General features: G+C 65.6%; 20 protein-coding genes. 8 read left to right on the top strand and 12 right to left on the bottom strand.

Features of this window, described 5'->3' with window-relative positions; genetic code table 11:
• The first annotated feature begins 42 nt into the window (after window positions 1-42).
• Window positions 43-1,005, top strand: coding sequence for a sugar phosphate isomerase/epimerase family protein (locus I2488_RS07620; protein ID WP_196275205.1), 963 nt, complete (start codon window positions 43-45; stop codon window positions 1,003-1,005).
• A gap of 15 nt (window positions 1,006-1,020) precedes the next feature.
• On the opposite strand, the gene I2488_RS07615 is transcribed toward I2488_RS07620, so the two are convergent.
• Genes I2488_RS07615 through I2488_RS07600 form a run of 4 tightly spaced genes read right to left on the bottom strand, consistent with a single transcriptional unit; the run spans window position 1,021 to window position 7,105 of the window.
• Window positions 1,021-2,232, bottom strand: coding sequence for a CaiB/BaiF CoA transferase family protein (locus tag I2488_RS07615; protein ID WP_425492376.1), 1,212 nt, complete (start codon window positions 2,230-2,232; stop codon window positions 1,021-1,023).
• Between the two features lie 2 nt (window positions 2,233-2,234).
• Complete coding sequence (locus I2488_RS07610) at window positions 2,235-4,121, bottom strand: hydantoinase B/oxoprolinase family protein (RefSeq protein WP_196275203.1); 1,887 nt, start codon at window positions 4,119-4,121, stop codon at window positions 2,235-2,237.
• A 13-nt stretch (window positions 4,122-4,134) separates the two neighbouring features.
• A complete protein-coding gene (locus I2488_RS07605) occupies window positions 4,135-6,183 on the bottom strand; it encodes a hydantoinase/oxoprolinase family protein (RefSeq protein WP_196275202.1) in 2,049 nt (682 codons plus the stop codon).
• Window positions 6,184-6,187: 4 nt separating this feature from the next.
• Window positions 6,188-7,105 (bottom strand): hydroxymethylglutaryl-CoA lyase, encoded by a 918-nt coding sequence (locus tag I2488_RS07600; protein ID WP_196275201.1) that lies wholly within the window; start codon window positions 7,103-7,105, stop codon window positions 6,188-6,190.
• Between the two features lie 285 nt (window positions 7,106-7,390).
• Between I2488_RS07600 and I2488_RS07595 the strand changes: the two genes are divergently transcribed.
• The gene (locus I2488_RS07595) at window positions 7,391-9,931 is read left to right on the top strand and encodes a TonB-dependent receptor (protein ID WP_196275200.1); all 2,541 of its coding nucleotides are present in this window, start codon (window positions 7,391-7,393) and stop codon (window positions 9,929-9,931) included.
• A 57-nt stretch (window positions 9,932-9,988) separates the two neighbouring features.
• Complete coding sequence (locus I2488_RS07590; RefSeq protein WP_196275199.1) at window positions 9,989-10,657, top strand: FCD domain-containing protein; 669 nt, start codon at window positions 9,989-9,991, stop codon at window positions 10,655-10,657.
• Here I2488_RS07590 and I2488_RS07585 read toward each other — a convergent pair.
• The gene (locus I2488_RS07585; RefSeq protein ID WP_196275198.1) at window positions 10,642-11,148 is read right to left on the bottom strand and encodes a hemerythrin domain-containing protein; all 507 of its coding nucleotides are present in this window, start codon (window positions 11,146-11,148) and stop codon (window positions 10,642-10,644) included. The two genes, I2488_RS07590 and I2488_RS07585, sit on opposite strands and share 16 nt — an antisense overlap.
• Window positions 11,149-11,247: 99 nt before the next feature.
• Here I2488_RS07585 and I2488_RS07580 point away from each other — a divergent pair, with 99 nt between their 5' ends.
• Complete coding sequence (locus tag I2488_RS07580) at window positions 11,248-12,039, top strand: histidine phosphatase family protein (protein ID WP_196275197.1); 792 nt, start codon at window positions 11,248-11,250, stop codon at window positions 12,037-12,039.
• Window positions 12,032-12,913 carry an NAD(P)H-hydrate dehydratase gene (locus tag I2488_RS07575; protein WP_196275196.1) on the top strand — a complete coding sequence of 294 codons (882 nt, stop codon included), beginning with the start codon at window positions 12,032-12,034 and terminating at the stop codon, window positions 12,911-12,913. Before I2488_RS07580 ends, I2488_RS07575 begins: the two co-directional genes overlap by 8 nt.
• Here the strand turns inward: I2488_RS07575 and I2488_RS07570 are convergent.
• Genes I2488_RS07570 through I2488_RS07550 form a run of 5 tightly spaced genes read right to left on the bottom strand, consistent with a single transcriptional unit; the run spans window position 12,910 to window position 17,935 of the window.
• Complete coding sequence (locus I2488_RS07570) at window positions 12,910-13,281, bottom strand: (2Fe-2S) ferredoxin domain-containing protein (RefSeq protein ID WP_196275195.1); 372 nt, start codon at window positions 13,279-13,281, stop codon at window positions 12,910-12,912. The genes I2488_RS07575 and I2488_RS07570 overlap by 4 nt on opposite strands.
• The gene (locus I2488_RS07565) at window positions 13,278-15,386 is read right to left on the bottom strand and encodes a S9 family peptidase (protein ID WP_196275194.1); all 2,109 of its coding nucleotides are present in this window, start codon (window positions 15,384-15,386) and stop codon (window positions 13,278-13,280) included. The genes I2488_RS07570 and I2488_RS07565 overlap by 4 nt, the downstream gene beginning before the upstream one ends.
• Before the next feature lie 43 nt (window positions 15,387-15,429).
• Entirely contained in the window at window positions 15,430-15,840 is a 411-nt protein-coding gene (locus I2488_RS07560) for a DUF2497 domain-containing protein (RefSeq protein ID WP_196275193.1), read from the bottom strand.
• Between the two features lie 41 nt (window positions 15,841-15,881).
• Window positions 15,882-17,336, bottom strand: a complete 1,455-nt coding sequence (locus I2488_RS07555; protein WP_196275192.1) for a TolC family outer membrane protein — start codon at window positions 17,334-17,336, stop codon at window positions 15,882-15,884.
• A 5-nt stretch (window positions 17,337-17,341) separates the two neighbouring features.
• Window positions 17,342-17,935, bottom strand: a complete 594-nt coding sequence (locus tag I2488_RS07550; protein WP_196275191.1) for a protein-L-isoaspartate O-methyltransferase family protein — start codon at window positions 17,933-17,935, stop codon at window positions 17,342-17,344.
• Window positions 17,936-18,099: 164 nt separating this feature from the next.
• On the opposite strand from I2488_RS07550, the gene I2488_RS07545 reads away from it, so the two are divergent.
• The 3 genes from I2488_RS07545 to I2488_RS07535 all read left to right on the top strand — a co-directional run bounded on the left by I2488_RS07545 (window position 18,100) and on the right by I2488_RS07535 (window position 22,525).
• Window positions 18,100-19,623: a fumarate hydratase gene (locus I2488_RS07545; protein WP_425492375.1), complete on the top strand. Its 1,524-nt coding sequence runs from the start codon at window positions 18,100-18,102 to the stop codon at window positions 19,621-19,623.
• 221 nt (window positions 19,624-19,844) lie between these two features.
• Window positions 19,845-21,764: a histidine kinase gene (locus tag I2488_RS19865; RefSeq protein WP_425492374.1), complete on the top strand. Its 1,920-nt coding sequence runs from the start codon at window positions 19,845-19,847 to the stop codon at window positions 21,762-21,764.
• The gene (locus tag I2488_RS07535; RefSeq protein WP_196275190.1) at window positions 21,758-22,525 is read left to right on the top strand and encodes a LytR/AlgR family response regulator transcription factor; all 768 of its coding nucleotides are present in this window, start codon (window positions 21,758-21,760) and stop codon (window positions 22,523-22,525) included. The genes I2488_RS19865 and I2488_RS07535 overlap by 7 nt, the downstream gene beginning before the upstream one ends.
• Window positions 22,526-22,541: 16 nt before the next feature.
• Here the strand turns inward: I2488_RS07535 and I2488_RS07530 are convergent, their stop codons facing one another.
• A complete protein-coding gene (locus I2488_RS07530) occupies window positions 22,542-24,359 on the bottom strand; it encodes an AMP-binding protein (protein ID WP_196275189.1) in 1,818 nt (605 codons plus the stop codon).
• Between the two features lie 132 nt (window positions 24,360-24,491).
• Entirely contained in the window at window positions 24,492-26,249 is a 1,758-nt protein-coding gene (gene ggt / locus I2488_RS07525; protein ID WP_196275188.1) for a gamma-glutamyltransferase, read from the bottom strand.
• Window positions 26,250-26,251 lie beyond the last annotated feature (2 nt).

Genomic DNA, 26,251 nt, shown 5'->3' with positions numbered 1-26,251 from the left:
AGACAGCGCAAGACAATGCGTAAGCCCGGGAGCCTGAAAGCGATGAACCGACGTACCTTCCTTGCCGGTGCCGGCAGTGCCGCAGTCGTGGGCGTAGCCTTGGCCGCCGCACCATCGTTCGGTGCCGCAACTGGCCGCAAGTTCGGTATCCAGCTGTGGTCGGTCGCCAGGATGCTCAGCGAGGATTTCGAGGGCACCATCGCGATGCTGGCGGGGCTGGGCTATCGGGAACTCGAGACCTACGGGCCATACACCTTCAGTGATCCCCGGCAGATCGAGAACTGGAAGAAGACGGCGGCCATGCTCGGGTTTTCGGGCAGCGGTTTCTTCGGGCTGACGACGGCGCAGATCGGCGCAACATTCGCGCGACATGGCCTGACGGTGCCTTCGATGCACACCGACCTGTTTACGCTGCAGACGCGGATGGGCGAACTGGCAGAGGCGGCCCATGCGCTGGGCGCGACCTATGTCACCCTGCCGAGCCTGCCGGCTGACCAGCGCCAGACCTTCGACGATTATAAGCGCGCGGCGGATATGTTCAACGCGATCGGCAAGGATGCAACGCGGCATGGCGTGCGCTTTGCCTATCACAACCACGGCTACGGGCTGGTGCCGGTGGGTGGCAAGGTGCCGCTGGAGACGCTGATCGAGGCGACCGATCCCGCCCACGTCTTCCTCGAAATGGACACCTACTGGAGCACGGCGGGCGGCGCGGACTGCAAGGCCTATCTGGCGCGCTACAAGGGGCGCTACCGGATGGTGCATCTCAAGGACATGAAGGGCGACCACCGCTTCCCCGGCGATGGGGGCGCGCCGTCGGACTGGATCGGGATGTTCCCGTACCTGACCTACCTTGGCGACGGCTCGCTCGACATGGCCGGGATCATCGCCGCCGCAAAGGAATCGGGCGTCGAGCACTTCTTCGTCGAGCAGGACCGTGCCGACGACCTCAAGGTCGCGATCGCCGGGAGCGCGGCCTACATGAAGAAGATCGGCTTCGAATGATCCTGCGGCAGGGCGTCAGATGACGCCCTGCTCCGCCATCCGGGCAAGATCGGCATCGCTCAGGCCCAGCAGTTCGCCATAGATTTCGGCATTGTGCTGGCCGACCTTCGAGGGAGCCGGTCGGCGGACCGAGCCGGGCGTGGCCGAGAGCTTGGGAAAGCTCGACTGCATCTTGAGAGGACCGAAGCGCTCGGTCTCGACCTCGATGATAGCCTCGCGCGCCTGGAAGTGCGGGTCGGCCAGCATGTCGGGCGCGCGGTAGACGCGGCCGGCCGGGATCGAATGCTCGATCATCAGTGCGTCGACTTCGTCGATGGTCAGCGTGCGGGTCCAGTCGTTGATCAGGTCGTCGAGTTCGTCCTGGTTCTCGCCGCGGGCAAGGTGCGTCGCATAGCGCGGATCGTCACCCAGTTCGTCGCGGCCCATGGCGGTGGCGAGCCGCTTCCACAGCGAATCCTTGTTGGCTCCGATCATGAATTCGCCGTCCTTGCACTTGTAGACGTTGGACGGCGCGATGCCCTTGAGGACCGAGCCGGAGCGCTCGCGGATATAGCCGGTGCGGTCGTACTCGGGGACCAGTCCTTCCATGACCTGCAGCACGGACTCGTAAAGCGCGGCATCGATCACCTGTCCGCGCCCGGAGCGGGTCCGTTCGTGCAGGGCGGCCAGCACGCCCATGCAGCCGTAAGTGGCCGTCAGCGTATCGCCGATGGAAATGCCCATGCGGCTCGGCGCGCGGTCAGGCTCGCCGACGATGTAGCGCCAACCGCCCATGGCTTCGCCGATGCCGCCGAAGCCGGCGCGGTCCGAATAGGGGCCGGTCTGGCCGTAGCCCGACATACGGGCGATGATCAGGTCGGGCTTCTCGGCCAGAAGCACGTCGGGGCCGAGACCCCACTTCTCCATCGTGCCGGGCTTGAAGTTCTCGATCAGCACGTCGGCGTGGGCGATCAGGCGCTTGACCAGCGCCTGGCCTTCTGGAACGCGCAGGTTCGCGCTGACCGAGCGCTTGTTGCGCGCGATCACTTCCCACTGGACCTTTTCCGAACCCTGCCCCCAATCGCGCATCGGATCGCCGGTTACAGGGGGTTCGACCTTGATCACGTCGGCGCCCATGTCGCCCAGCAGCTGGCCGCAGAACGGGCCTGCGAGCAGCTGGCCCAGCTCGACGACACGGATGTCGCGCAAGGGGCCGGGGTTCGGAACGGCTGGGATGCTTGTCGCCATGGTCATTCTGCCGCCTCCAGTAGCGGCCATTCGGGTTGGATCGGTGCAGGCAGGCCGGTCTCCGCTTCGCAATTGGCGCGCAGAACCTCGATGCCCGGACCGTAGTTGAACAGCGGTAGCTCGCCGCGTTCTTCGCGCAGGCGCGCGCGCAGGGCTTCGGTCTCGGCGAGATTGACCGCACCACGGTCATCGGCGACCACGCCATAAGCCCGTGCGCCCTGTGGCGTGACTAGGCCCTGCACGATTTCCTTGCCGACCAGTGCCGGATCGCGGGCGAGCGGATCGCCCCAGCCGCCACCGCCCCAGGTGATGAAGTGGAGCATGTCGCCCGCTTCGACTTCGAGATCCTCGACCTTGTTGCCGACGATTGTCTGCGTGCCATCGGGCTTTTCGAGAATCTTGCGTGCCCGCGCTCCCGGCTCGCCACCGTTCACGCCCCATGGCGGCACGAACCAGCGGTCGTCATGGATCGCGATGGTGCCCTTGGAGAGGAAGCGGTAGGTCATGCGGATGCCGTTGCCGCCGCGATGGAGGCCCGCGCCGCCCGAATCCGGCTCGCACTCGTAGCGTTCGATCACCATCGGGAAGTAGCGCTCGAGGAACTCGTTGGGCACGTTGGTGAAGCCCGGCCAGAGCGAGTGGCCGTCGGGGCCATCGCCCATCGGACGTCCCGGGATGCCGCCGAAGCCGATCTGGAACAGTTGGAACCAGTCGCCATTCTTGCCGGCGCGTTCGTCGTTGCCGGCGTAGAACAAGTGTGGCGACGAGGAGAACCCTGCGGCGTTGAGGAATTCCGGCGTCTTCTGGCCGAGAAGGCCCCCGAGAATGTCGAAGATGCGGCCAAGGGCATGGGTGCGGCCCGAAAGCGCGGCGGGGAACTTCGGCTTGAGCAGCGAGCCTTCCGGAATCCGCACGTCGATCAGGTCGTAGAACCCGTCGTTGAACAGGATCTGCGGGTCGAAGACCATGATCATGTAGATGCCGAAGAACATCTTGAACATGTTCTCGTTGAGGAAGAAGTTGATCGAGGCGACCGACTGCGGATCGGTCCCTGCGAAATCGAGTATGACCTTCTCGCCCTCGCGCCACATCGTGCATTTGATCTTGTAGGGGCCGAACCCCATGCCGTCGTCGCAGATGTAGTCTTCGAAGCTGACCGGCTCTTCGGCGATTGCCATGCCGACCAGAGCCTTCATCGCGCGATGGTTGCGGGCGAGCAGTTCCTGCGTGGCCGAGACATAGACGTCGTCGCCGAAGCGCTCGGCCAGCTCGATCACGCGGCGCGCGGCCACGCGGCACGAGGCGATCAGCGCGTTCAGGTCTGCCGCGCACCAGTCGGGCTTGCGGGTCTGGTGCATGACGAGGCGGATCAGGTCGGCGTTATACACGCCCTTGCGCCAGATCTTCACCGGCGGAATGCGCACGCCTTCCTCGAAGATCGAGCGGGCATTGATCGGCATCGAGCCGACGACCTTGCCGCCGATGTCGCTCTGATGGCCGAACATCGAGGTGTAGGCGATCAGGCGCCCGTCCTTGAACACCGGCAGGAGAACGAGCCAGTCGTTCGAATGGCTGACCGCGCCGCCGACCGAATAGGGGTCGGACAGGAAGATCATGTCGCCGTCTTCCAGCGTGCCGTCGAAGTTGTCGAGGAAGCCGCCGATGAACGAGCCGAACTGGCCGACGATCATCTTGCCGGTGTGGTCCGCGATCAAGGGGAAGGCGTCACCCTGTTCCCGGATACCCGGCGACATCGCGGTGCGGACGAGGGTGGCGTCCATCTCAATGCGCGCGTTGCGCAGGGCGTTCTCGATGATGTCGAGCGTCACCGGGTCAATGGCGACGCGCTCGAACGGCTTGTCGTTGGTCTGGACGATGGTTGCAGGCATGGCTGGTGCTCCCTCAGGCCAGATTGATCAGGATGTTGCCGACGTGATCGACGGTGCCGACGCAGCCGCTTTCGATCAGCGTCGTGGAATCCATTTCGCAGACGATGGCGGGGCCGGGGATCACGTCTCCGGCGCGCAGCTTGGCACGGTCATAGATCACGGCGGGCTGTTCGCGTCCGTCCATCCACAAGGTGTGGTCGCGCATCTTGGCGGCGATGGGATTGCCATCGCCCTTTTCCAGTTCGGCGGCGGGCAGATCGAGCGCACGGCCCATGGCCACGGCGCGGAGGTTCACGATCTCGTGCGGGGTGTCCATGTTGAAGGTGAACAGGCGCTTGTGCTCGGCGTCGAAGCGCTCGAGGATTCCGGCGATGCCATCGGCGTTCAGCACGTCCGGCGTGATCGTCAGCGGCACTTCGAAGGCTTGACCCGCATAGCGCACGTCGACTTCGAAAGCGGTGCTGATCTCGTCCGCGGGCACGCCGTCAGCGAGCAGTTCGGCGCGGGTTTGCGCCGCCATTTCGTCAAGGATGGCGATCAGGTCTGCCGCTTCTGTCTGGCTGGCGAGGCGGCTGAACGAACGGGCGGTTTCGGTGCGCATCCGTGTCGTCGCATCGCCGAGCGCGCAGAGCACGCCGGGGCTGACCGGGGAGATCGCAGGCCACGAACCCATCAGGCGCGCCACCGCGTTGACGTGCAGCGGTCCTGCCCCGCCAAAGCCCATCAGCGCAAAATCGCGCGGGTCATAACCCTGCTGAACCGAGATCATGCGCAGCGCGCCGAACATGTTCTCGTTGACGATGTCGATGATGCCGCGAGCGGCTGCCATGAGGTCGATACCGAGCGCATCGGCGATCGTCTGCACCGCCTTCTTTGCGCCTTCGCGGTCAAGATTGAACGTGCCGCCGAGCAGATTCTCGGGAAGGTAGCCGAGCACGACGTTCGCGTCGGTTACCGTGGGCAACGTGCCGCCTTTTCCATAGGCGACCGGCCCCGGCACGGCTCCTGCGCTCTGCGGCCCGACCCGAAGGGCTCTTGTCAGCTCAGGAACATAGGCGATCGAACCGCCGCCTGCGCCAACCGTCTTCACATCCAATGCCGAGGCGCGGACGGAGAGGTGGCCCACTTCGGTGGTGCGCTGGCGACGGGCTTCGAGGTTCTCGATCAGGGCAACGTCGGTGCTGGTGCCGCCGACGTCGAGGGTCAGGATATTCCTGATTCCAGCGTTCCGGCCGACCCAGATCGCGCCGGTTACGCCACCGGCAGGACCGGACATCAGGATGTTGACCGGATGCTCCTCGGCCTTCTGGGCGCTCATCAGACCGCCGTCGGAGCGCAGCAGCGAGAGCTTGCCGTTCATCCCGGCGTCGGCAAGGCGCGACCGCAGGTTCGAGACGTACTTGCCGACGACCGGGCGCACTGCCGCGTTGGCGACGGTGGTCAGGGTGCGCTCGTACTCCTGCATTTCGGGCAGGACTTCGTGGCTCAGCGACACCGGCACGCCCGGCATGATTTCGGCGGCGAGTTCGCCCACGCGCTTCTCGTGGTCGCCGTTGGTATATGCGTTGATCAGGCTGACAGTGATCGCTTCGACGCCATTGGCCTTAAGCACGCCCAACTGGGTGCGGATGTCGGCATCGTCAATCGGGCGGATTTCCGAGCCTTCGGCGCTCATGCGGCCCTTGATCGTGACCGTATCCTCGAGCGCTGCCAGCGGTTGCGGCTTTGGCCAGACGATCCAGCCGGCAAGCCCGCCGGGCACGAAGCTCCGCGCGATCTGCATGACGTGGCGGTAGCCCTCGGTCGTCACCAGGCCGACGCGCGAACCCTTGCCTTCGAGCACGGCATTGGTTGCCACCGTGGTGCCGTGGAGAAAGTATTCGACGTCGCCGGGCGTGATCCCGGCCTTCTCGCAGATCGCGGTGACGCCGTTGAGGATGCCCTCGGAACTGTCGTGCGGGGTCGAAGGCGTCTTGTGACGCCAGAATGCGCTCGACGAAGTGTCGAACAGCAGGAGGTCGGTGAAAGTGCCGCCGACATCCACGCCAAGGCGATAGCCCATTGTCTTATTGCTCCTGCGGAATCTTGGGGAAGGGCGGCGCCTTGGCCACCATCGAGGGAAGTTCGCGGGCCATGACGCTGGCAAGCCAGCGGTTGGCCTCGATCAGTTGCGACAGGTCCATGCCGGTCTCCACGCCCGCGCGGTGGAGCATGTAGACGACGTCCTCGCTCGACACGTTGCCTGCGGCGCCCGGCGCAAAGGGGCAGCCGCCGAGGCCGCCGAGCGCAGCATCAACGACGCAAGCGCCTGCCTCTACCGCCGCCCAGACATTGGCGATGCCGGTGCCGCGCGTGTTGTGGAAATGCACCCGGACCGGCAGCGGCGCGACGGCCTCGACCACGCGACGGACAAGGCGCGAGACGTGAGCGGGGTCAGCCACGCCGATGGTGTCGGCAAGGGCCACCTCGATCGGCTCGGCCTCGGCCAGCGAAGAAGCCATGGCGACGACGCGGTCTTCCGAGACTTCGCCCTCGAACGGGCAACCGAACGATGCACCGATGGTGGCCTGGCCCTTGAGGCCGGCATCCTTGGCCATTTTGACGATGGCTTTTGCCGCTGCGACCGATTCGTCGCTGGTCTGGCCCTGGTTGGCAATCGCAAAGCCATCGGTCGAAACGCAGACGGCGCCGAGCTCGTGCAGGCGGCCCGTGGCGATGGCGCGCTCGGCACCTTTGGCGTTGAGGACCAATCCGATGAAGCTGACGCCTTCTGCCTGAGGCAGTCCGGCGCATACCTCTTCGGCGTCGGCCATCTGCGGCACGCGCTTGGGATTGACGAAGCTCGTCACCTCGATGCGGCGTGCACCGGCGGCGATGCTGCGGCGGATCAGCTCGAGCTTGTCCGCCGTGGCCACGATCGCCTTCTCGTTCTGCAGCCCATCGCGCGGGCCGACTTCGACGAACGAAATCGTGCGGGCGTTCACGCCGCCTCTCCTCGAGCAGGGCAGGGCATGCCGGAAGTCATCAATCCAGGTCTCTCTTCGTATGCAATATTACTGTGCGGGCATTCCGCAGGCTGCCGAAACCTGCCCGTAGGTGCAGGTCTGCAAGCACCTTGACCGATCAAGTTTGTATACAATAAGCTGCCTAACCAAGAAGCGAGCGTCAAGAGGGGGGCGAAAGCCCGTGCGCTCGCAACAAGCGAATGCCGTCAGAGCATGACCGACGTTTTCGAAACAACGTCATCGAACCATCAGGGAGGTTTGAGAATGCGTGCCACCCGTCTTCTGTTGAACACTGCTGCCATCGGACTGATTGCCAGCGCCGCGCCGTCCTTCGCGCAGGAAGCGCCCCAGGATACCGCGAAGGCCGATGAGACCGGCGAGACGATCATCGTTACCGCCCGCCGCCAGAACGAGCGCCTCCAGGACGTGCCGGCCTCGGTTTCGGTGTTGACTGCCACTGCGCTGCAGAACACCGGCGCGGTCAAGGCCGAGGACTTCACCCAGCTTACCCCCGGCGTCACCATCGTCACCGGCACGGCCGAAGCGGGCGACACGCAGATCAACATTCGCGGCATCAACGGCGCGCGCGATGCCGAAAGCTCGGTCGCGCTGGTGGTCGACGGCATTCTCAAGACCAACACCGCGCAGCTCAACCAGCCGCAGGGTACGCTGTCTCAGGTCGAAGTGCTGAAGGGTCCGCAAGGCGCGCTCTATGGCCGCAACGCTGCGGCTGGCGCGATCGTGCTGCAGACCCTGAAGCCCACCGACACGCTGACCGGCGGCCTGCGGGCGTCCTACGCCAACGAAGCGACTTACGAAGCGACCGCGCACATCGCCGGGCCGCTGGGCGAGAACGTCGGCTTCGTTGCCTCGGGCTACTATTTCTCGACCGATGGCTGGTGGCGCAACAAGTTCCTGAACAACTCCAAGACCGTCGATGACAAGGAGAACTGGGCGCTTGATGGCCGCGTGATGATCGGCAAGGGCACTGCGACCCAGATCGATCTCAAGGCGCGCTACGCCGAGTTCCACGGCGCCTCCTTGCCCTTCAACGCCTCGTTCCACCTGCCGCAGTTCGGCACGGTGAACCCTGCGTTCTATGAAGACGTGAACAAGCACCAGTTCAACTTCTACAACAACATCCGCGCCACCAACGATCAGAAGAGCATCGACGCCTCGATCAAGCTCGACCAGGAGTTCGGCAATGGCATGAAGCTGGTCGCCTGGGCGCTCTACTCGGACGTCAAGCAGGACCTCGTCGCCGACGGCACCTCTGCCGACTTCGCGCGCTACATCACCAATTCCGATCCGCGCGTGGCGAGCACGGTCGGCAAGTGCTTTTCGAGCACGCAGGCCCTCACCGGCTATCCAGTCAACCAGCCCGGCAATATCGGCGCGATCCCGGTACCGTTCCTGTTTGCCCCCGCGAACGGCTCCACCTTCGGTCCCTACAGCCCGACGACCTGCGACGGCATCCAGTACCAGCTGCGCAACCAGAAGGACTTCAGCACCGAAGTCCGCCTGCTGTCGAACACCGACGGGCCGCTCACCTGGCAGCTTGGCGCCTACTACCTGCACATCGACCGCAAGACCGGCGTCAGCCTTGGCGGCGATACCGGTCAGGGCGTGATCAAGCAGCTCTACAACGCGCCGGACACCAAGAACCCGACCTCGCTGCTGCTGGCCGACAAGTTCCGCACCAACGTCTATGCCGCGTTCGGCTCGGCCGAGTGGAAGCCGTCCGAAGTGTTCACAGGTGGCATCGCCCTGCGCTATGACATCGAGGATCGCGCCGCCAATTCGTTGGTGCCCAACGTGACCGATCCGTTCACCGGCGGTCCGATCAATCCGGGCCTCGCCTTCGGGGCCTTCACCCCGCAGAACGCCACGTTCAAGCAGCTCCAGCCCAAGGTGACGCTGAGCTACCATCCGACCAATGCGCTGAACCTCTACGCCAACTGGGGCATCGGCTTCAAATCGGGCGGCTTCAACAACCAGGGCTCCTCGGCCGTGGTCAACACCCGCTTCAACAACGGCGTCACGCCGGGCACGATCAACGCGGGCGTTACCATCAACGACCAGTACCGCAAGGAACGCTCCAGCGCCTTCGAAGCCGGCGTGAAGGGCGAGCTGTTCGACGGCCGCATCACCTATGACCTCGCCGGCTACTACACCCGCGTCACCGACATGCAGTTCTTCGAATTCTTCGTCGGCGATTTCGGCCTGCTCCGCGTGGTCTCGAACATCGACCGCGTCGACATCAAGGGCGCGGAAATCAACCTGACCGGCAAGGTGGTCGATGGCTGGAAGGTGTTCGGCTCGTTCAACGTGACGGACAGCGAGATCAAGAAGAACGCTTCGCGGCCCTACACGGTGGGCAACAAGTCGCCCTACACCGCCGACTGGACGCTGAACCTCGGCACGGAAATCAACGCGCCGCTTTCGGACAGCGCCAAGTTGCTGTTCCGCGCCGACTACCGCGTGACCGGGCCGACCTGGTTCCACTCGGTCCAGGATCAGGAACGCCCGACGATCTTCTCGGGCCTCCTGCCGATCTCGGCGCTGAACTTCCTGCCGCCAGCGTTCGGCAACGCCCGTTACGACGTTGCCAAGCGCGATGCCTTCGGGGTGCTCAACCTGCGCGCAGGGATCACCACCGACCGCTACCGCATCGCCGTGTTCGCCGACAACCTGCTCGACCGGAAGTACATCGCCGAGGCGATTCCGGCGATCGAGTTCGGCGGTTCCTTCATCTCGCCGGGCGCGCGTCGTCTCATCGGGGTTGAAGTGGGCGCGTCGTTCTGATCAGGGACAAATGGGGAGCGGGCGCGTGCCCGCTCCCCGATTGCATCAGGAGATTCCGTGTCCAAAGCCTCGCAGGAAGCCTATCGCAAGATCCGCGCCGGGATTCTGTCAGGCCATTTCCCTGCGGGACAATTCGTGCCCGAGGACGAGTTTGCGCAGTATTGCGGCCTTTCGCGCACCCCGGTGCGCGAGGCTATCGCCGAACTTGTCGCCGAAATGCTGCTGCAACGTTCCGGGACCAACCGGGTCTTCGTGCCGGTCTGGTCCGACGAGGATGAGGAAGAGCTGTTCACGCTACGTGCGATGCTGGAAAGTCATTGCGCTTCCCGCGCGGCGCGGATGATCACCGATGAGCAGATCGCCGAACTCAAGGCACATTGCGATTTCATCGACCAGGCCATTGCGGCACCGGAAGGGCCGGATGTCTCCGGCTTCGTCGAAGGCAATCGCCACTTCCACGCGGTGATTCTCGCAGCCGCGCAGTCGGAGCGGTTGGGCCAACTGATGAAGTTCGTCGTCAGCCAGATCGTCGTCCATCGCACCGCCGAGCAGTACAGCCGGGCGGACATGGAGCAAAGCCAGCGCGATCACCGCGACCTCGTCAGCGCATTCGAGATGCGTGACGAGGAATGGGCGGGCGCGGTGGCAAACACCCACATCCGCCGCGCGGCGAACGCCTACCGCACGATGCGGCAGGGCAGCGAGCCGGCTCAGGCCGAGGCCTGAAGCACCCGCAATTCGGCCTGGGGCAGCGCCTCGGCCTTGGCTTGGGCCGTCAGCTCCTGCTTGCGCGCCAGCATCGCATCGCGCAGCGCCACCATATCAAGCCCGGCCTCGCGCGCCTGCGAAAACATGCCTTCCGAGCGTGCCTCTTCCTCGTGGACGTGGTGCTTGATCTCCTCGCTCAGCACCTTGACCTTGGCGTCGAAGAACTGGTCCTCGGGTGAGGTCGCCATGATGTCGTTGATCAGCAACTTCGCGGCATCGTGCTCGACATAGGCCTCGGTATAGGTCTCTTCCTCGATCTTGCCCTTGAGTGCGGGGTAGAAGAGCTCTTCCTCGATGATCGTGTGGATCTTGAGTTCGTTGCAGATCTGCAGGGCCAGCGCCTGCTTGCGGTCGGCGCGGGCGCTGTCGAACTTCTCGAACAGCGCTTCGACGGCGCGGTGATCGGCCTTGAGCAAGGCGATGGCATCGGTGAACTTTGCTTGAGCCATGGTTGCGATTTCCTTGGAAAATGAGTCGGTTGACCGCTCAATCCCTCAAGCCCGGCGAACGTTCCGGAACCTTCGCGGCGGCCCCGCGATTGGGTATGCATGATCGGACCGCAAACGCTCCCGCAACCGCACGAACGCTGGCCCGAAGTGCTTTGGCTGATCCGGCACGGCCAGAGCGCGGGCAATGTCGCGCGCGATGCCGCCGACGCCGCTGGCGACCTGCGCATTGCGCTCGATCACCGCGATGTGGACGTCCCGCTTTCTCCGCTCGGCCAGCGGCAGGCCCGAGCCTTGGGCCACTGGTTTGCGCAGGGCGAGGAGGGCGAGCGCCCCGAGGTCATCCTTGCGAGTCCTTACGTTCGCGCTGTGCAGACGGCCGAGATCTTCCGTGAGGCCGGGGGATGCGCGGGCGACCTGCGCATCTGCATCGACGAGCGGCTGCGGGAAAAGGAATTCGGGATTCTCGACGGCCTGACCACGCCCGGCATCCGCCACTTCCAGCCCGATCAGGCAGAGTTCCGCCGCGTGCTGGGCAAGTTCTATCACCGTCCGCCCGGTGGCGAGAGCTGGGTCGACGTGATCTTCCGCCTCCGCGCGCTGCTCGACACCGTGTCGCTGCATTATGCGGGCAAGCGGGTGATGATCGTCGCGCATCAGGTCGTCGTCCTGTGCATGCGCTACGTGCTCGAGCACATGTCCGAGGCCGAAGTGCTGGCGATCGACAAGGCCGGTGACATCGCCAACTGCGCGATCACGCAATACCGCCTCGACCGGGCGGGCGAGGGCGAGGGCAGCCTTGTGCTGGAGCACTACAACATGGTGGCGCCGATGGTCCGCGAAGGCACCGAAGCAACGCGAGCACCGGATCGCATGGTCGCGGCGCGTGGGTGAGGCAAGGGTTCTCGACGGCGCGTGGCTGCGCGAACAGCCATTGCCGCAGCCGCACGAGGAGAGCGACAAGAACGCACGCGGGCGCGTGCTGGTCGTCGGCGGTTGCTCGATGGTTCCGGGCGGCGTGCGGCTGACGGCCGAGGCGGCCCTCCGCGCCGGTGCGGGCAAGGTGCGGATCGCGACGGTCGGGTCCACCGCGATGATGATCGGCGTGCTGATGCCGGAAGTGGCGGTCCTGCCACTCGCCGCCGACCCTAAGGGCGAGATTGACGCGGCCCGCGCCTCGCTGAAAGCGGAAGTCGCCAAGACTGATTGTCTTGTTCTTGGCCCGGCGATGAGCTGTGCGGACCAAGCTTCGGCGCTTGTCGGAAAGCTGATGGATGCGGCTGGAGAAACCGCGCTGGTTCTCGATGCGGCGGCCCTTATGGCGATCTGCGATCACGCCGGACGCCTGCGCAAACGGCGCTCTCCGGCAGTGCTGACGCCACACATCGGCGAGATCGCGGCGCTGCTTCAGGTGGCTGCGGAAGTTGTGGAACGGGATCGCGCGGCCGCAGTCTGCCAGTGCGCCGGCCAGTTTGGGGCCGTGGTCGTCCTGAAGGGCGCAGTCACGCTGGTGGCGACTCCGGAGGACGAGCTGTTCAGCTACAGCGGCGGAAATGTCGGTCTGGCAACCGGTGGTTCGGGCGACGTCATGGCCGGAATCGCCGCTGCGCTGCTGGCGCGCGGGGCGGAACCGCTGCAGGCGGCGCTATGGTCGGTATGGCTGCACGGCGAGGCCGGCAGGCGCTGTGCCGAAGCGATCGGCCCGCTGGGTTATCTCGCCAGCGAGCTTCTCGGCTTCATTCCGCGGGTGATGGAACGGGCTGCCTAAGCTGGGGGATTCAGTCGGTAGTCCTCGACCGGCACGCCGCCGATCACGTGCTCCTGAATGATCCGCTCCAGCACCGGCGGGGTGCAGGAATGGTACCAGACGTTGTCCGGGTAGACGACCGCGACCGGCCCGACCATGCACACGCGCAGGCAGCCGACCTTGTTGCGCAGCACCCCCTGCGCCCCGCCAAGCTTGAGCTCGCCGAGGCGCTTCTTGAGGTAGTTCCACGCCTCGTCACCCACATCGCGCGGGGCGCACTTGTCCTTTTCGGGGCCAGCGCAGAGCAGGATATGGCGCTTAGGGTTGAACCCGCCCAGCTTTTCGAGCGCTATTTCCGCAAGGGCAATCTCTGCGGGATCGGGGATCATTCGGCCTTGCCATCCTTCTTCAACCAGCGGTCGAGCCAGTTGAACGAGGTCTGGTGCCACTGCAACGAGTTCTTGGCCTTGAGCACCCAGTGGTTCTCGTCCGGGAAGACCAGCAGTTCGGACGGAATGCCCCGGCGCTGGAGCGCAGTGAACGCGGCCAGCCCTTGCGTATAGGGAATGCGGAAGTCCTTCTCGCCGGTGATAACCAGCATCGGCGTCTTCCACTTGGCGACGTGGTTAACCGGGTTCCACTTCTCGAACTCTTCCGGCGCTTCGTAGTAGGGGTGCCCGCCGTGCTCCCACTCGTCGAACCACAGTTCCTCGGTTTCGTAGGCCATGGCACGGGCATCGAACACGCCGTCATGCTGGATGAGGCACTTGAACCGGTCCGGCCAGTTACCGGCGATCCAGTTCATCATGTAGCCGCCGTAGGAAGCGCCCGCCGCACAGGCGTTGTCGCCATCGATCTGCCCATCCAACGCGATCGCGGCGGCAAAGCCCTTCTGCAGGTCTTCCAGCGGCTTGCCGCCCCACTGGCGGTTGATGCCATCGGTGAACGCCTGCCCGTATCCGGTGGATCCGTGGAAATCGACCGAGACAATGGCGTAGCCCTGACTCGCCCAGACGCGCGCGTTCCAGCGGTTGGACCAGCTGTCGTTGTAGGAGCCCTGCGGCCCACCGTGGACGAACAGGACCGAAGGCATCTTGCCCTTGATCCAGCTCGGCTTGGTGATCTGGCCCCAGACCGTATCGCCATCCGCGCCCTTGAAGCTGAAGCGCTGCGTGACGACCGGTGCGCGCTGTGCCAGTGTTGAAGCTGCAACGTCGGTCAGCCGCGCGCCTGCCTTGCCCGGCTTGCCGATGAACAGTTCGGCCGGGGCGTCGAGCGAATCGCGCGTGTAGACCAGGCGACCGTCCTTGAGCGGGACGACATTGCCGATGTGCCCTTCGCGGCCGGGGTTGAGGATGAGGCGCGTGACCCTGCCGTTCACCGGATCGATGCGGAAGGCAGGCGTATCGAGGACGTCTTCGGCGGTTGCGATCAGCGCCTTGCTGTCCGGCGTCCACGTCAGCGAGGCGACCGAGCGATCCCAACCACCGGTCAGCTCGCGGTTCTCGCCGGTCTGCAGGTTGATCAGGTGGACGACCAGACGGTCCGCTTCATAGCCGGGCCGCGCCATCGCGGCATAGGCCAGCCACTTGCCATCGGGCGAAGGGGCGGGCGTATTGTCGGTGGCCTTGTTGGCTTGCGTCAGGTTCTGCGGGGCTGCGCCGTCGAACTTCGATTGCCAGATGTCGAGATTGGTCGAGGTCGGCTCGTTGCGGTCAGCCTGCCGCGCAACGAAGAACAAAGACTGCGAGTCCGCCGCCCAAGCCACGTCCTCGCCGCCGCCGAAGGGCTTGCCCGGGCTGTCGCCGGTGAGGGTGCCAACAGGGCCGTCTGCTGCCTTGCCTACACCCGAAGCCTTGCCGTCCGCGCCGAGATCGAAAGCGAAGACGCGGCTGTAGTTGCCGGGGGTTTCCCATGCGTCCCAGTGGCGCACGAAGCCCGTGCCGTCCTTGTAGTGTCGGCCGGTGCCGGGTCCGGGGAGGGCGGTGTTGCCGTCGTGGTCGCAGCCGAAGGTCGGGCAATCACGCGCGATGTCGCCCCACACGGCGATGCGCTTGCCGTTGGGCGAGAGTTCGAAGCCGGAGACCTCTGTCTTGAAAGCGGTGACCTGCGTCGTCACCCCCGATGCGACATCGACCTTCCAGACCTGCGTGGTCTCGGCTTCGCCGACCTTGCGGTCCGAGAGGTAGTAGAGCGAACCGTCCGGCGCGAAGGCGGGGTCGCTGGCGCTGCCGCCGGTGTCGATCCGGCGGGGGGCAGTCTTTCCATCGGTGCTGCGCACCCACAGCGTCGGCGTGCGCTTGTAGTTCGCAGGATCGGTCGAGGTGATGATGTAGGCGACGGTCTTGCCGTCGGGCGAAACCGCAGTGCCGCCAAGCCGGCCGAGGGTTACCAGATCTTGCGGAGAGAACGGCGCAGCCTGCTGGGCAAGGGCAGGAGCGGCGAAAGCGAAGGCGAGCGGAGCAGCTGCCCGCAACAGCGAGTTGGTTTTCATGGAAACCGGATTAGCGCCGTAAGTCCACGGCGCAAACGCAAAATCAGCCGCGCTTCCCGGCGATGCGAGCGATCTCGGCTGCAACCATCTTCTCGACCATGGCGGGGAGGTTCTTGTCGAGCCACTCGGCCAGCATCGGCTTGAGCAGATCCCGCACCAGCCCTTCGAGCGAGGTCTCGCCCGAGCGGACAATCTGCGGGGTGGCACCGGGCTGCGCCAACATCGACAGCGCCGCCAGCGATTCGCGCATCGATGCGGCTGCGGCGTCGGCGATCAGACCGCCCGTCGGTTCGGCTTCTTCCTCTTCGGCAGGGTCGGTCAGTTCAAGCACGTCGGGGCGCGGGGCGGGCTTGGGCTGCAGGCGCGCCTGCGCCTCGGCCTTGTTGTCGCGCGCGATCACCTTCTTGATCGATTCGAGGATTTCCTCGACGGACGGTTCACCGGCCTGACGCATTGCAGTTAGTACCCCCAAATGCCCCTGCTGCACCGATTCTCTTATGGAAGCGGCGAGGGCGGAATTGTCGCATCCTGCGCGGGCGTGTCAACGGTGCGCGTGGACACCGCCGCAGGCTTGGGATCGCGGTCCCAGTCCCAGATGCGGCCCTTCACGCGATCGTAGTTGACCTGCGGATCATAGAGCGCGCCGCCATCGAGACCGAGGTCGTTGGCATCTGCCTTGCCCATCGCCGCCAGCAGGTTGAACCCGGCGACATAGGCATTGCGCCGCGCCGCCACGAGCTGCACCTGCGCCCGCAGCAGTTCCTGCTCGGCATCGAGGATGTTGAGGATCGTGCGATTGCCGACCGTGTTCTCCGCGCGCACGCCCTCAAGGCTCAGAGCCGCAGCATCGACCGCGGTCTGGTTCATAGCGATGATCTCGTTCGCCGCCTGCAACGATGCATAGGCCGAGCGCACCGAGGCGATCACTTCGCGCTCCACGCCGATTTCCTGCTCCAGCGTGGCACTCTCACGTGCCTGCGCCTGGCGAGTCTGCGCAGCGGGGCCACCACCCTGATAGAGCGGGATCGAGACGCTGACGCCGGCCTGAGCCGTCGTGTTCGCCTGCTGCAAGGTCTGGCTCGAACCCTGGAATGTCCCCTTGAAAGCCTGTCGGCTGCCATTCGTAGACAGTGAAACGGTAGGCAGCTTTGCCGCATCGGCGACCTTCACATCGAAAGCGGCGGCCTTGCTCCGCTCGCGCGCGGCGATCAGATCGGGATTGTTCTCGAGCGCGAAATCGACGGCATCGTCCGCGTTCCCCGGCAGGCCGGGCAGCGGCGGCGGGGGCTGCAGATCGGTCGGTGCCTTGCCCACGACCTGGATGTACCGTTCGCGGCTGGCGATGAGGTTGGCTTGCGCCGTGCGCAGATCGCCACGGGCCAGCGCGAGGCGGGAATTGGACTGGGCAACGTCGGTGCGGGTCACGTCGCCGATCTCGAAGCGGTCGCTGGTCGCCTTGAGGTTCACCTCAAGGACATCGACGTTGCTCTTGTTCAGCCCGACGATCGCGGAATCGCGGATCACGTCCATATAAGCGGCGACGACTTGCGAGAACACGCCGGACTCAGTCGCGCGCAGATCTTCCTGCCCGGCTTCGACGCGGGTCTTGGCGGCGCGGATCAAATTCTTGACCGCGCCCCCCGAATAGACCGGCACGCCGAGGCTGAGATCGATGCTGTTCGACCAGTCGGTGATCAGAAACGAGTTCGGGTTGGCGCGCAGCACCTTGGTGTAGCTCGCCTGACCCTGCAGGCTCGGCAGACCGCGAGCCCGCGCGATCGGTACGCCTTCGTCCGTCGCGCGCTGGTTGGCCCGCGCGGCCTGAAGCGTGGGATTGGTGTTGTAGGCGCTGGTCAGGGCCTCGCGCAGGTCGTCCGCCATGGCAGGCGTCGTGGCGATGCTGGCGGCGCCCGCCACCAGAACGAGGCGCAGCGCCTTGCGGGTAGCCATGAGGCTCAGAAGCTCCATTTCTTCGGTGCGGCGAATTCAGCCAGTACCGCGAAGTCGGCTTCGGCCAGCGGCGTCGCCACGACCTTGCCAAGCGCCTTGCGCCCGAGCGCCAGCCGGGTAACGCCGCGATCGGCAATTCCGGTAACGATGCGGCCGTCGTCGGACAGGAGCGCTGCCAGCGCGTCGGGCAGCACTTCGGCCGCACCGTCGATCAGGATCAGCGAATAGGGACCGCCTTGCGCCGTTGCCAGCGAATCGGCCCGCGTCACGTTGCCGGCAAGATGCCCGGCCAGCGCGGCCAGGTAGCCGTTGGGCGAGATGACCAGCACCGAATCGTCCCGCGTGGCCTGCGCGGCTTCGAGCATCTGTCCGTAGGTCAGCGCCGGCGACAGCGAGCGGCCTTCGCCCAGCGGCACGGCACGATCGATATAGGCGACCGCGCGGCGCTCGGCAGGGACGAAGTCTTCGCGCGGGACCGCGTTGAAGGCGTTGAGCACGGCAGGAGAATTCACCCCGCTCACGCGGAGCTGGCTATCGATCATCGCACGGCGCGCGACCAGCATTTCATTCGCCGCCGGGCGATCTTCAACCACGGTCATTCGAACCCTCATATCTGTTGGGGCTGCACCACCGCACCAGAGGCAGCCTGAATCTTGCCAAGTGCCTGTAGATTATCGACCTGCTGTTTCCAAGGGATTTGCTTGTCGCAAATTGCCGCGTAATGCGCCTCTCGCAATCAAGGCCTCTGGAGGGAGTCGGCAACATGGCGGAAATGGTCACGATCAAGGAAGCGGACCTGATCGAGAGCGTCGCGGACGCGTTGCAGTACATCAGCTATTTCCACCCGATGGACTACATCCGAGCGCTGGGCGAAGCCTACAAGGCCGAACAGGGCCCTGCCGCCAAGGATGCCATCGCGCAGATCCTCACCAACAGCCGCATGTGCGCCGAAGGGCATCGCCCGATCTGCCAGGACACCGGCATCGTCAACGTGTTCATCGAATGGGGGCAGGACTGCCGCCTCGAATCCGACATGAGCCTGCAGGATGTCGTCGATGAAGGCGTGCGCCGCGCCTACAACCATCCCGACAACAAGCTGCGCGCCTCGGTGCTGGCCGACCCTGCCTTCACCCGCCGCAACACCCGCGACAACACGCCCTGCGTGCTCCATGTCGAGATGGTCAAGGGCAACAAGGTCACGGTCGACGTCGCGGCCAAGGGTGGCGGCTCGGAAAACAAGTCGAAGTTCAAGATGATGAACCCGTCCGAGAACATCGTCGACTGGGTGGTCGAGATGCTGCCGCAGATGGGCGCCGGCTGGTGCCCGCCGGGCATGCTCGGCATCGGTATCGGCGGCACGGCGGAGCACTGCGTGCTCCTCGCCAAGAAGGCGCTGATGGAGCCGATCGACATGGCCCAGCTCAAGCAGCGCGGCCCCCAGACCGATATCGAGCGCATGCGCATCGAGATCTTCGACAAGGTCAATGCGCTCGGCATCGGTGCACAAGGCCTCGGCGGCTTGTCGACCATTCTCGACGTGAAGATCATGGACGCGCCGTGCCACGCCGCGGGCAAGCCGGTGGCGATGATCCCCAACTGCGCCGCCACCCGCCACGCGCACTTCAGTCTCGACGGTTCGGGCCCGAGCTTCCTTGAGCGCCCCAAGCTCGACGAATGGCCGCAGGTCCACTGGGCGCCGGATTCGGCAGCCAAGCGCGTCAATCTCGACACGCTGACCCAGGCCGAGGTCGAAGGCTGGAAGGCCGGCGACCGCCTGCTGCTCAACGGCAAGATGCTCACCGGCCGCGATGCCGCGCACAAGCGCATCAAGGACATGCTCGCGAAGGGCGAGGAACTGCCGGTCGATTTCAAGGGCCGCGTGATCTACTACGTCGGCCCGGTCGATCCGGTGCGCGATGAAGTCGTCGGCCCGGCAGGCCCGACCACCGCCACGCGCATGGACAGCTTCTCCGACACCATGCTCGACCTCGGCCTGCTCGCCAGCGTCGGCAAGGCCGAGCGCGGCCCGGCCGCCACCAAGTCGATCGCCGAGCACAAGAGTGCCTACCTGATGGCGGTCGGCGGCGCGGCTTACCTCGTGGCCCGCGCAATCAAGCAGGCCAAGGTCGTCGGCTTCGAAGACCTCGGCATGGAAGCGATCTACGAGTTCACCGTCGAGGACATGCCGGTGACCGTCGCGGTCGACAGCTCGGGCGAGAACGTCCACCAGGCCGCGCCGCTCGTGTGGAAGAAGAAGATCGCGGACGAGGGCCTGCTGGCGGTTTGATGGGTAGGAAAGCCCATCCGGGCTTTCCTTGACGGCACCGGCCCGCTCCCCCGCCCGACCACCCATTAAGGATACTCTCGTGGGAGGTCGGGCGGGGGAGCGGGCCGGTGCCGCAAGCCCCTGACGGATGTCAGGGGCGCACCCAATAAATTCCATGAACGACATTCGCCGCCCGACCGCCGTTATGGCGCGTCGGGCGGTTCGCGTTTAAACAACGCGCGATGACGTCGTCGCAAATCGATCCGGGTATCCCGCGCGTTCCGGCCCGGCAGGTGATCCTGTCGGCAGCGGCGCTGTGGCTGTGCTATTTCCTTCTGATCACCGTGCGCGGTCTGGTGGTGGAGCTCGGCGATTTCTCCGACCTGCTCTGGCGCCGCGCCTTGGTGACGGTTGCGGGCATCGTGGTGACGGTGGCGTGCTGGCCGCTGTTGCGCCGCTTCGATGGTCGACCCCTCGCAACGCGCGTGGCGGCGGCGCTGGTGATCATGCTCCCGGCAGCGCTGGCCCTTGCGGCAGTGAACCAGTGGGCCTTCGCGCCGGTCGAAAAGCGCATGATCGAACGTATCAGCACCGAACCGGGACAGTCCGGCACGACCACGACAACCACCCAGACCACGGTCACCGGCAGTCAGGGCAAGCCGGGGGTCAAGATTCGCCACGACATGGCGGGCAATGTGCTGGTCGACGTGCTCGACGAAGGCTTCATTCCTCCGCCACCGCCCGAGCCGGATTTGCCCGAACCCGCCCCTCCCCCCAAGGCTCAGCCACCAAAGGCTCCCCCTGCCCCCAAGGCCGCGTCGTCGCTGGAACCCCTGCTCAACGAGGAGGACATTGCCGAACTGCGCAAGGTCGGCGACGAGGCGACGATCCAGGCGCTCAAGAACTTCGGCGTGAAGCAGGACGCCGACGGCAGCATGGTGATTTCGCAGCCGGGTCTTTTCGTCCGCCAGTTTGCCGATGGACGCTCGGAAGTGCGGACAGGCGGCAAGGTCTATACCGTTGACGAGGATGGCGACGTCGAGAGCATCAGCGATGCGCCTGAAGCACCTGCGGCGCCGGCTGCGGCAGCATCGGCGGCCCCTCCTGCGCCACCCGCCCCGCCGGTCCTCTCCGCAGCGGAAAGGGAGAAGATCCGCGAAACGGCGCGCCGCGAGGCGGACAAGGCGCTGAAGAAAGCGCAGGCGGCCCGCCAGCTGGCGCTGGAGAAGGCAAGAGCCGTGCGAGCGCGTGAGGTCGCAGCAGCCCGGACAGCGGCGGAACAGGACAAGGCGGAAGCAGCCAGGGCAGAGGCAGCCAAGGCCGAGGCGGCGAGCGGGCCACAGCCTTCCCCGTCCGAGATCGTCACCGAGGACCTGCGCGGCCCCGACCACGTGACGATCATCCGCCAGACGGTGGAGAATGAAGGCCTCTGGCGGCAGCTGACCGACGTTGCGCTGGGTCGCTATTTCCTGCTCATCGCTTGGGCCGCGCTCTATCTGGCGCTGGGCAATGGCGAGCAATTGCGCGCGGCGGAGTATCGCGAAGGACAATACGCCCGCGCCGCCAAGGCCGCCGAACTGCGCTCCTTGCGCTATCAGGTGAACCCGCATTTCCTGTTCAACACATTGAATTCCTTGTCGGCTTTGGTCATGGTCGGGCGAACCGAACAGGCCGAGCGGATGATCCAGTCGATTTCGCGCTTCTATCGCCACAGCCTTGCGGGCGACCCCACGTCAGACATGCCGCTTGAGGACGAGATCGCCCTGCAGCGCCACTACCTCGACATCGAGGCGGTGCGCTTTCCTGAGCGCCTGCGTTGTGAGTTCGACATCCCCGACGATCTGATGACCGCCTGCGTGCCCGGCATGATCCTTCAGCCGCTGGTCGAGAACTCGATCAAGTATGCGGTCTCGACGACGATCCGCCCGGTCACCATCCGCATCACCGCGCGAGAGGCTGGCGGCTTTCTGGTGCTGACCGTGGCAGACGATGGTCCGGGCGAGGGCTTTGCCAATGGCGGCACCGGCATCGGCATCGCCAACGTGAAGAGCCGTCTCGCCGCCCGCTTCGGCGAGGACGTGGCCAAGGTGGAAAGCGGCCCGTTGCCTGCCGGAGGTTATGCGACCGTGCTGACCATGCCGGTCGTCCGGAACGAATGCTGAGGGGACTGACGTTGCGCACGTTGATCGTTGATGACGAACCGCTGGCGGTGGAGCGGATGCAAATTCTCTGCGCCCGGATTCCGGCCCTGCAGGTGGTCGGCACCGCCAGCGATGGAGCCGCTGCACTGCGCCTGATCGAGGCGCTGACGCCCGATCTCGTCCTGCTCGACATGACCATGCCCGAAGTCGACGGCCTTGGCGTGGCGCGGGCGCTGGCCGGGCAAGCCAACCGCCCGGCGGTGGTATTCGTCACCGCGCATGACGATTTCGCGGTGGAGGCCTTCGATTGCGATGCCGTCGACTATGTGCTCAAGCCTGTCGCCCAGGAGCGTCTGGAACGCGCGGTGGAGCGCGCCCAGTCGCGCCGCAGCGCGCCCGCCGAAACGCCGCTCACGCCCGAAAAACCTGCCAGCGAGTGGATCGAGGAGTTCTGGGTCCCGCATCGCTCCGAACTGATCCGAGTTGCTGCCTCAGACCTCGAACGCATCGACGCAGAGCGCGACTACGTCCGCCTGCATGTCGGCCATCAAAACGGGCAAGGCCGCAGCTACATGATGCTCCACACCATCGCCGGGTTGGAAGCACGGCTGGACCCGGAGCAGTTTATCCGCCTCCACCGCTCGACCATCGTCCGGCGCGATCGCATTGCGGGCCTGAAGCACGACGGCCTGGGCGTGTGGTCGGCCGAACTGGCCGATGGCTCGATCCAGCGCATCGGTCGCACCTACCTCGCCCGCGTCAAGGCCATGGCCGGGCGCTGACCTTCTGCCCCAGTAGTCAGCCCTTGTAGAGCGCGTCCACGCGCGCGCCGTAGCGTTCCTTGATCTTGTGGCGCCGGATCTTGAGGCTTGGCGTCATCTCGCCATTGTCGATGCTGAAAGCCTCGTCGGCGAAGGTGAACTGGCGCACCTTCTCGATCACCGAGAGGTCCTTGTTGACCCGGTCCACCGCCGCGCGGATCGCGCTCTTGAATGCGGGAAGGTCCTGCAGTTCCTTGAAATCGAAGTGTTCGCCCTGCGCGCGTGACCATTCGAGCGCCCATTCGGGGTCAGGCACGATCAGCCCGACGATATAGGGCCGCTTGTCGCCCGAGACCATCGCCTGCGCGATCTCCGGCTGCAGCGTCAGCATGCCCTCGATTTTCTGCGGGGAGACATTGTCGCCCTTGTCGTTGACGATCATGTCCTTCTTGCGATCGGTGATGACGATGCGGCCCTTGGCATCGAGGTGCCCGATGTCGCCGGTGTGCAGCCAGCCCGCATTCGGGCCTTCGGGCGGAATGGCGCGCGCCGTCTCGGCATCGTTGTGCCAGTAGCCGTGCATGACGAGTTCGCCCTTCACGAGGATCTCGCCATCTTCGGCGATCTTGACCTCGACCCCCTTCATCGGCGGGCCGACGGTGTCCATCCTCAGGCCGACCTTGGGGCGATTGCACGAGATCACCGGCCCGGCCTCGGTCTGGCCATAGCCCTGCAGCATGGTCAGGCCCATCGCCTGGAAGAACACGCCGACATCGGGGGTGAGCGGCGCGCCGCCTGAAACCATCGCTTTCATCCGTCCACCGAAACGAGCGCGGATCTTTGGTCGCAGGGTCTTCTCGAGGATCAGGTTCATCGGCGCATCGAGCAGGCGTCCCTTGCCCGCGGCCTTGCGCCCGCCGATCGAAAGCGCGCGGTCCATCAGATAGTTGGCAACCTTCCCCTGCTTCTCCACCTGCTTCATGATCCGCGTGCGCAGCACCTCGAACAGGCGCGGCACCACGACCATGATCGTCGGCCGGACTTCCTCGATGTTCGAGGCGAGCTTCTCGAGGCCTTCCGAATAGTAGATCTGCGCGCCCATGCCGATCGGCAGGTACTGGCCGCCGGTATGCTCATAGGCGTGGGAAAGTGGCAGGAACGAGAGGAACACCTCCTCGTCCCAGCCGAAATCGTTGGCCAGAATCTCGGCCGCGCCTTCTACGTTGCACAGGATCGAACCGTGGTGCAGCCGCACACCGCGCGGGGAACCGCCGGTGCCGCTGGTGTAGATGATGCAGGCCAGGTCATCGCGGCCCATCGTCTTGAGCCGTTCGTCGACTGCGGCCCGCGCCGCCACGCCGTCCCCGCTGGTCAGCGACTGCCAGTCATGGAACGAAAGCTTGCCCGCCTGCATCTGGCGCAGCGGCTCCATGCCGATCACGTGCTCCACGCAGGGAGCCGACAGCGCCGCCGGGAGCAGCGGCTGCGACAGCTTCGAGGTCGATACGATCACCGCGCGCGCGCCCGAATTCTCGAGAATGTGCAGGTGGTCGCGCTCGGTATTGGTGATGTAGGTCGGCACCGTCACCAGCCCGGCCGCCATGATCGCATGGTCGGCGATGCACCACTCGGGCCGGTTTTCCGAAACGAGCGCGACCCGGTCGCCGGGATTGAGACCCAGTCCGCGCAGGGACTCCGCCAGCACGCAGACCTGCCGGGCGGCCTCGGCCCAGCTCAGCGCGTTCCACTGACCCTTCGCCTTGGCCCAGAGAAACGGCCCGTCGCCGCGCACTGCCGCGCGATCCAGGAACATCGAAACCAGATTGGGAAAGCCTGCGAAATCGGAAAGCTGCACGTCTTGACCCTCGCCCCTTTTCGGCAGGGAGAGGCGATGCTCCCTGCCAGTTGCAAAGGAACCTAGTCACCCGGTCCCCTTACGGCAACCGGTCACTCCACGCGACAGGCAGATATGCCCGAACGGGCTGGATCAGGGCGCGATGGCGGCGCCTTCGCTGCGCGGATCGGCGGCGCCGCGCCAACGGTCCCCGACCCGTTCGATGGCGTTGGCCTTGAAAGAGGGAGATCGTGCCAGCACTTGTGCATGGCCCAGTTGCTGAAGCGCGGGGATCATCGCTTCCAGAGTCGTGCCCTTTTCCACGAAGATCGCATCGCCGCCCGGCGCAAAGATCACCGGCAGCGCAATCGCGTCGCGCGCGGACAGGTTCCAGTCGAGCACGCCGATGATAGCCTTTGCCACTTGCGCCGGTATCGTCACGCCACCCGCTGCGCCGACCGCGAGGCGCAGCTTGCCGTCCGGACCATAGACCAGCGTCGGCGACATCGAACTGCGCGGCCGCTTGCCGCCCTCGACCCGGTTGGCCGTGGGCTTGCCGTCCTTGTCAGGCACGATGTTGAAGTCGGTCAGTTCGTTGTTGAGGTAGTAGCCGCCGACCATCAGCCCCGATCCGAACGGGCCCTCGATGGTCGAGGTATAGCTTGCGGCATTGCCCCAGCGATCGACCGTGACGAAGTGCGTGGTGCCGTGCTCTTCCTGAGGCTCCGCGCGGGCGAAGGCCAGTCTGGCGCCCGGCGGCGTACCGGGCTGCACCAGTCCGAGCGAGGTGCTTTCCGAGATCAGGGCGGAGCGGGAGGCAAGATAGGCAGGATCGGTCAGGCCGGCGACCGGAACTGCCACGAAGTCGCCGTCGGCCAGGTACTGATCCCGATCGGCATAGGCGAGGCGCTGGGATTCGGCGATGAGGTGCCACGAAACCGGATTTTGCGGCCCAAGCGCCTTGAGGTCGAAGCGCTCCAGCTGCTTGAGGATCGCGAAGACCGTCGTCGCCCCGGACGAGGGCGGACCCATCCCGCAAATGCGGTAGGCTCGGTACATCCCGCAAACCGCCGGGCGGCGCACTGCCTTGTAGTCGGCGAGATCGGACGTGGTCATCGGCGCCGGATTGCGCGGTGCCGTGCCGACCTTGCTGGCGACAAGCGTGGCATTGTCTCCGCTGTAGAAGCTGTCGGCCCCGCGCGCCGCGATCATTTCCAGTGTCGCGGCCAGCGCGGGATTGCGCACCTGCGTGCCCACCGGCAGTGGTTGTCCGTCCGAGCCGTAATAGAGTGCCCGCGCATCGGGATCGAGCGCACCTGTCCGGCTGGCGGCGGCGAGAATGGTGCGCAGGCGCGGGGTGATGGCAAAGCCTTCGCGCGCCAGACGGATCGCCGGCTGGAACAGCGTGCGCCACGCCAGCCTGCCCTTGCCGTTGTGCGCCATCGCCGCCAGCCGCAGATTGCCCGGCACGCCGACGCTGCGCCCGCCCGGGATGGCATCGCCATATGCCAGTGCCTTGCCGTCGACGTAGAACCATTGCGGGGTTGCGGCTTTCGGTGCGGTCTCGCGCCCGTCGATGGTTTCGACGCCGCCTGCCGCATCGCCCAGCACGAGAAATCCGCCGCCGCCTATGCCGGAGCTTTGCGGTTCGACCACGGTGAGGGCCAGCATCGTTGCGATCGCAGCATCGGTGGCGCTGCCACCAAGGCGCAGCATCTGCGCACCCGCCTCGGCTGCGCGCGGGTCAGCTGCGGAAACCAGACCGGGGCTGTCGAGCGGAACGCCCTCCGCTGCGGCGACGGCAGGCGTAGGGTTGGCCGGTGAAATCGCGGCAGTGGGCGGGGGCACGCACCCGCTTGCCAGCAGAAGGGCAACGAGTGGGGCGGGTTGCAGGAAGCGGGGGAGCGACATGC

Source organism: Novosphingobium jiangmenense, assembly GCF_015694345.1.
GTDB classification, from domain to species: Bacteria; Pseudomonadota; Alphaproteobacteria; order Sphingomonadales; family Sphingomonadaceae; genus Novosphingobium; species Novosphingobium jiangmenense.
The sequence above is the reverse complement of the archived record's forward strand: the minus strand, read 5'-3'. Positions and strand labels throughout refer to the sequence as shown.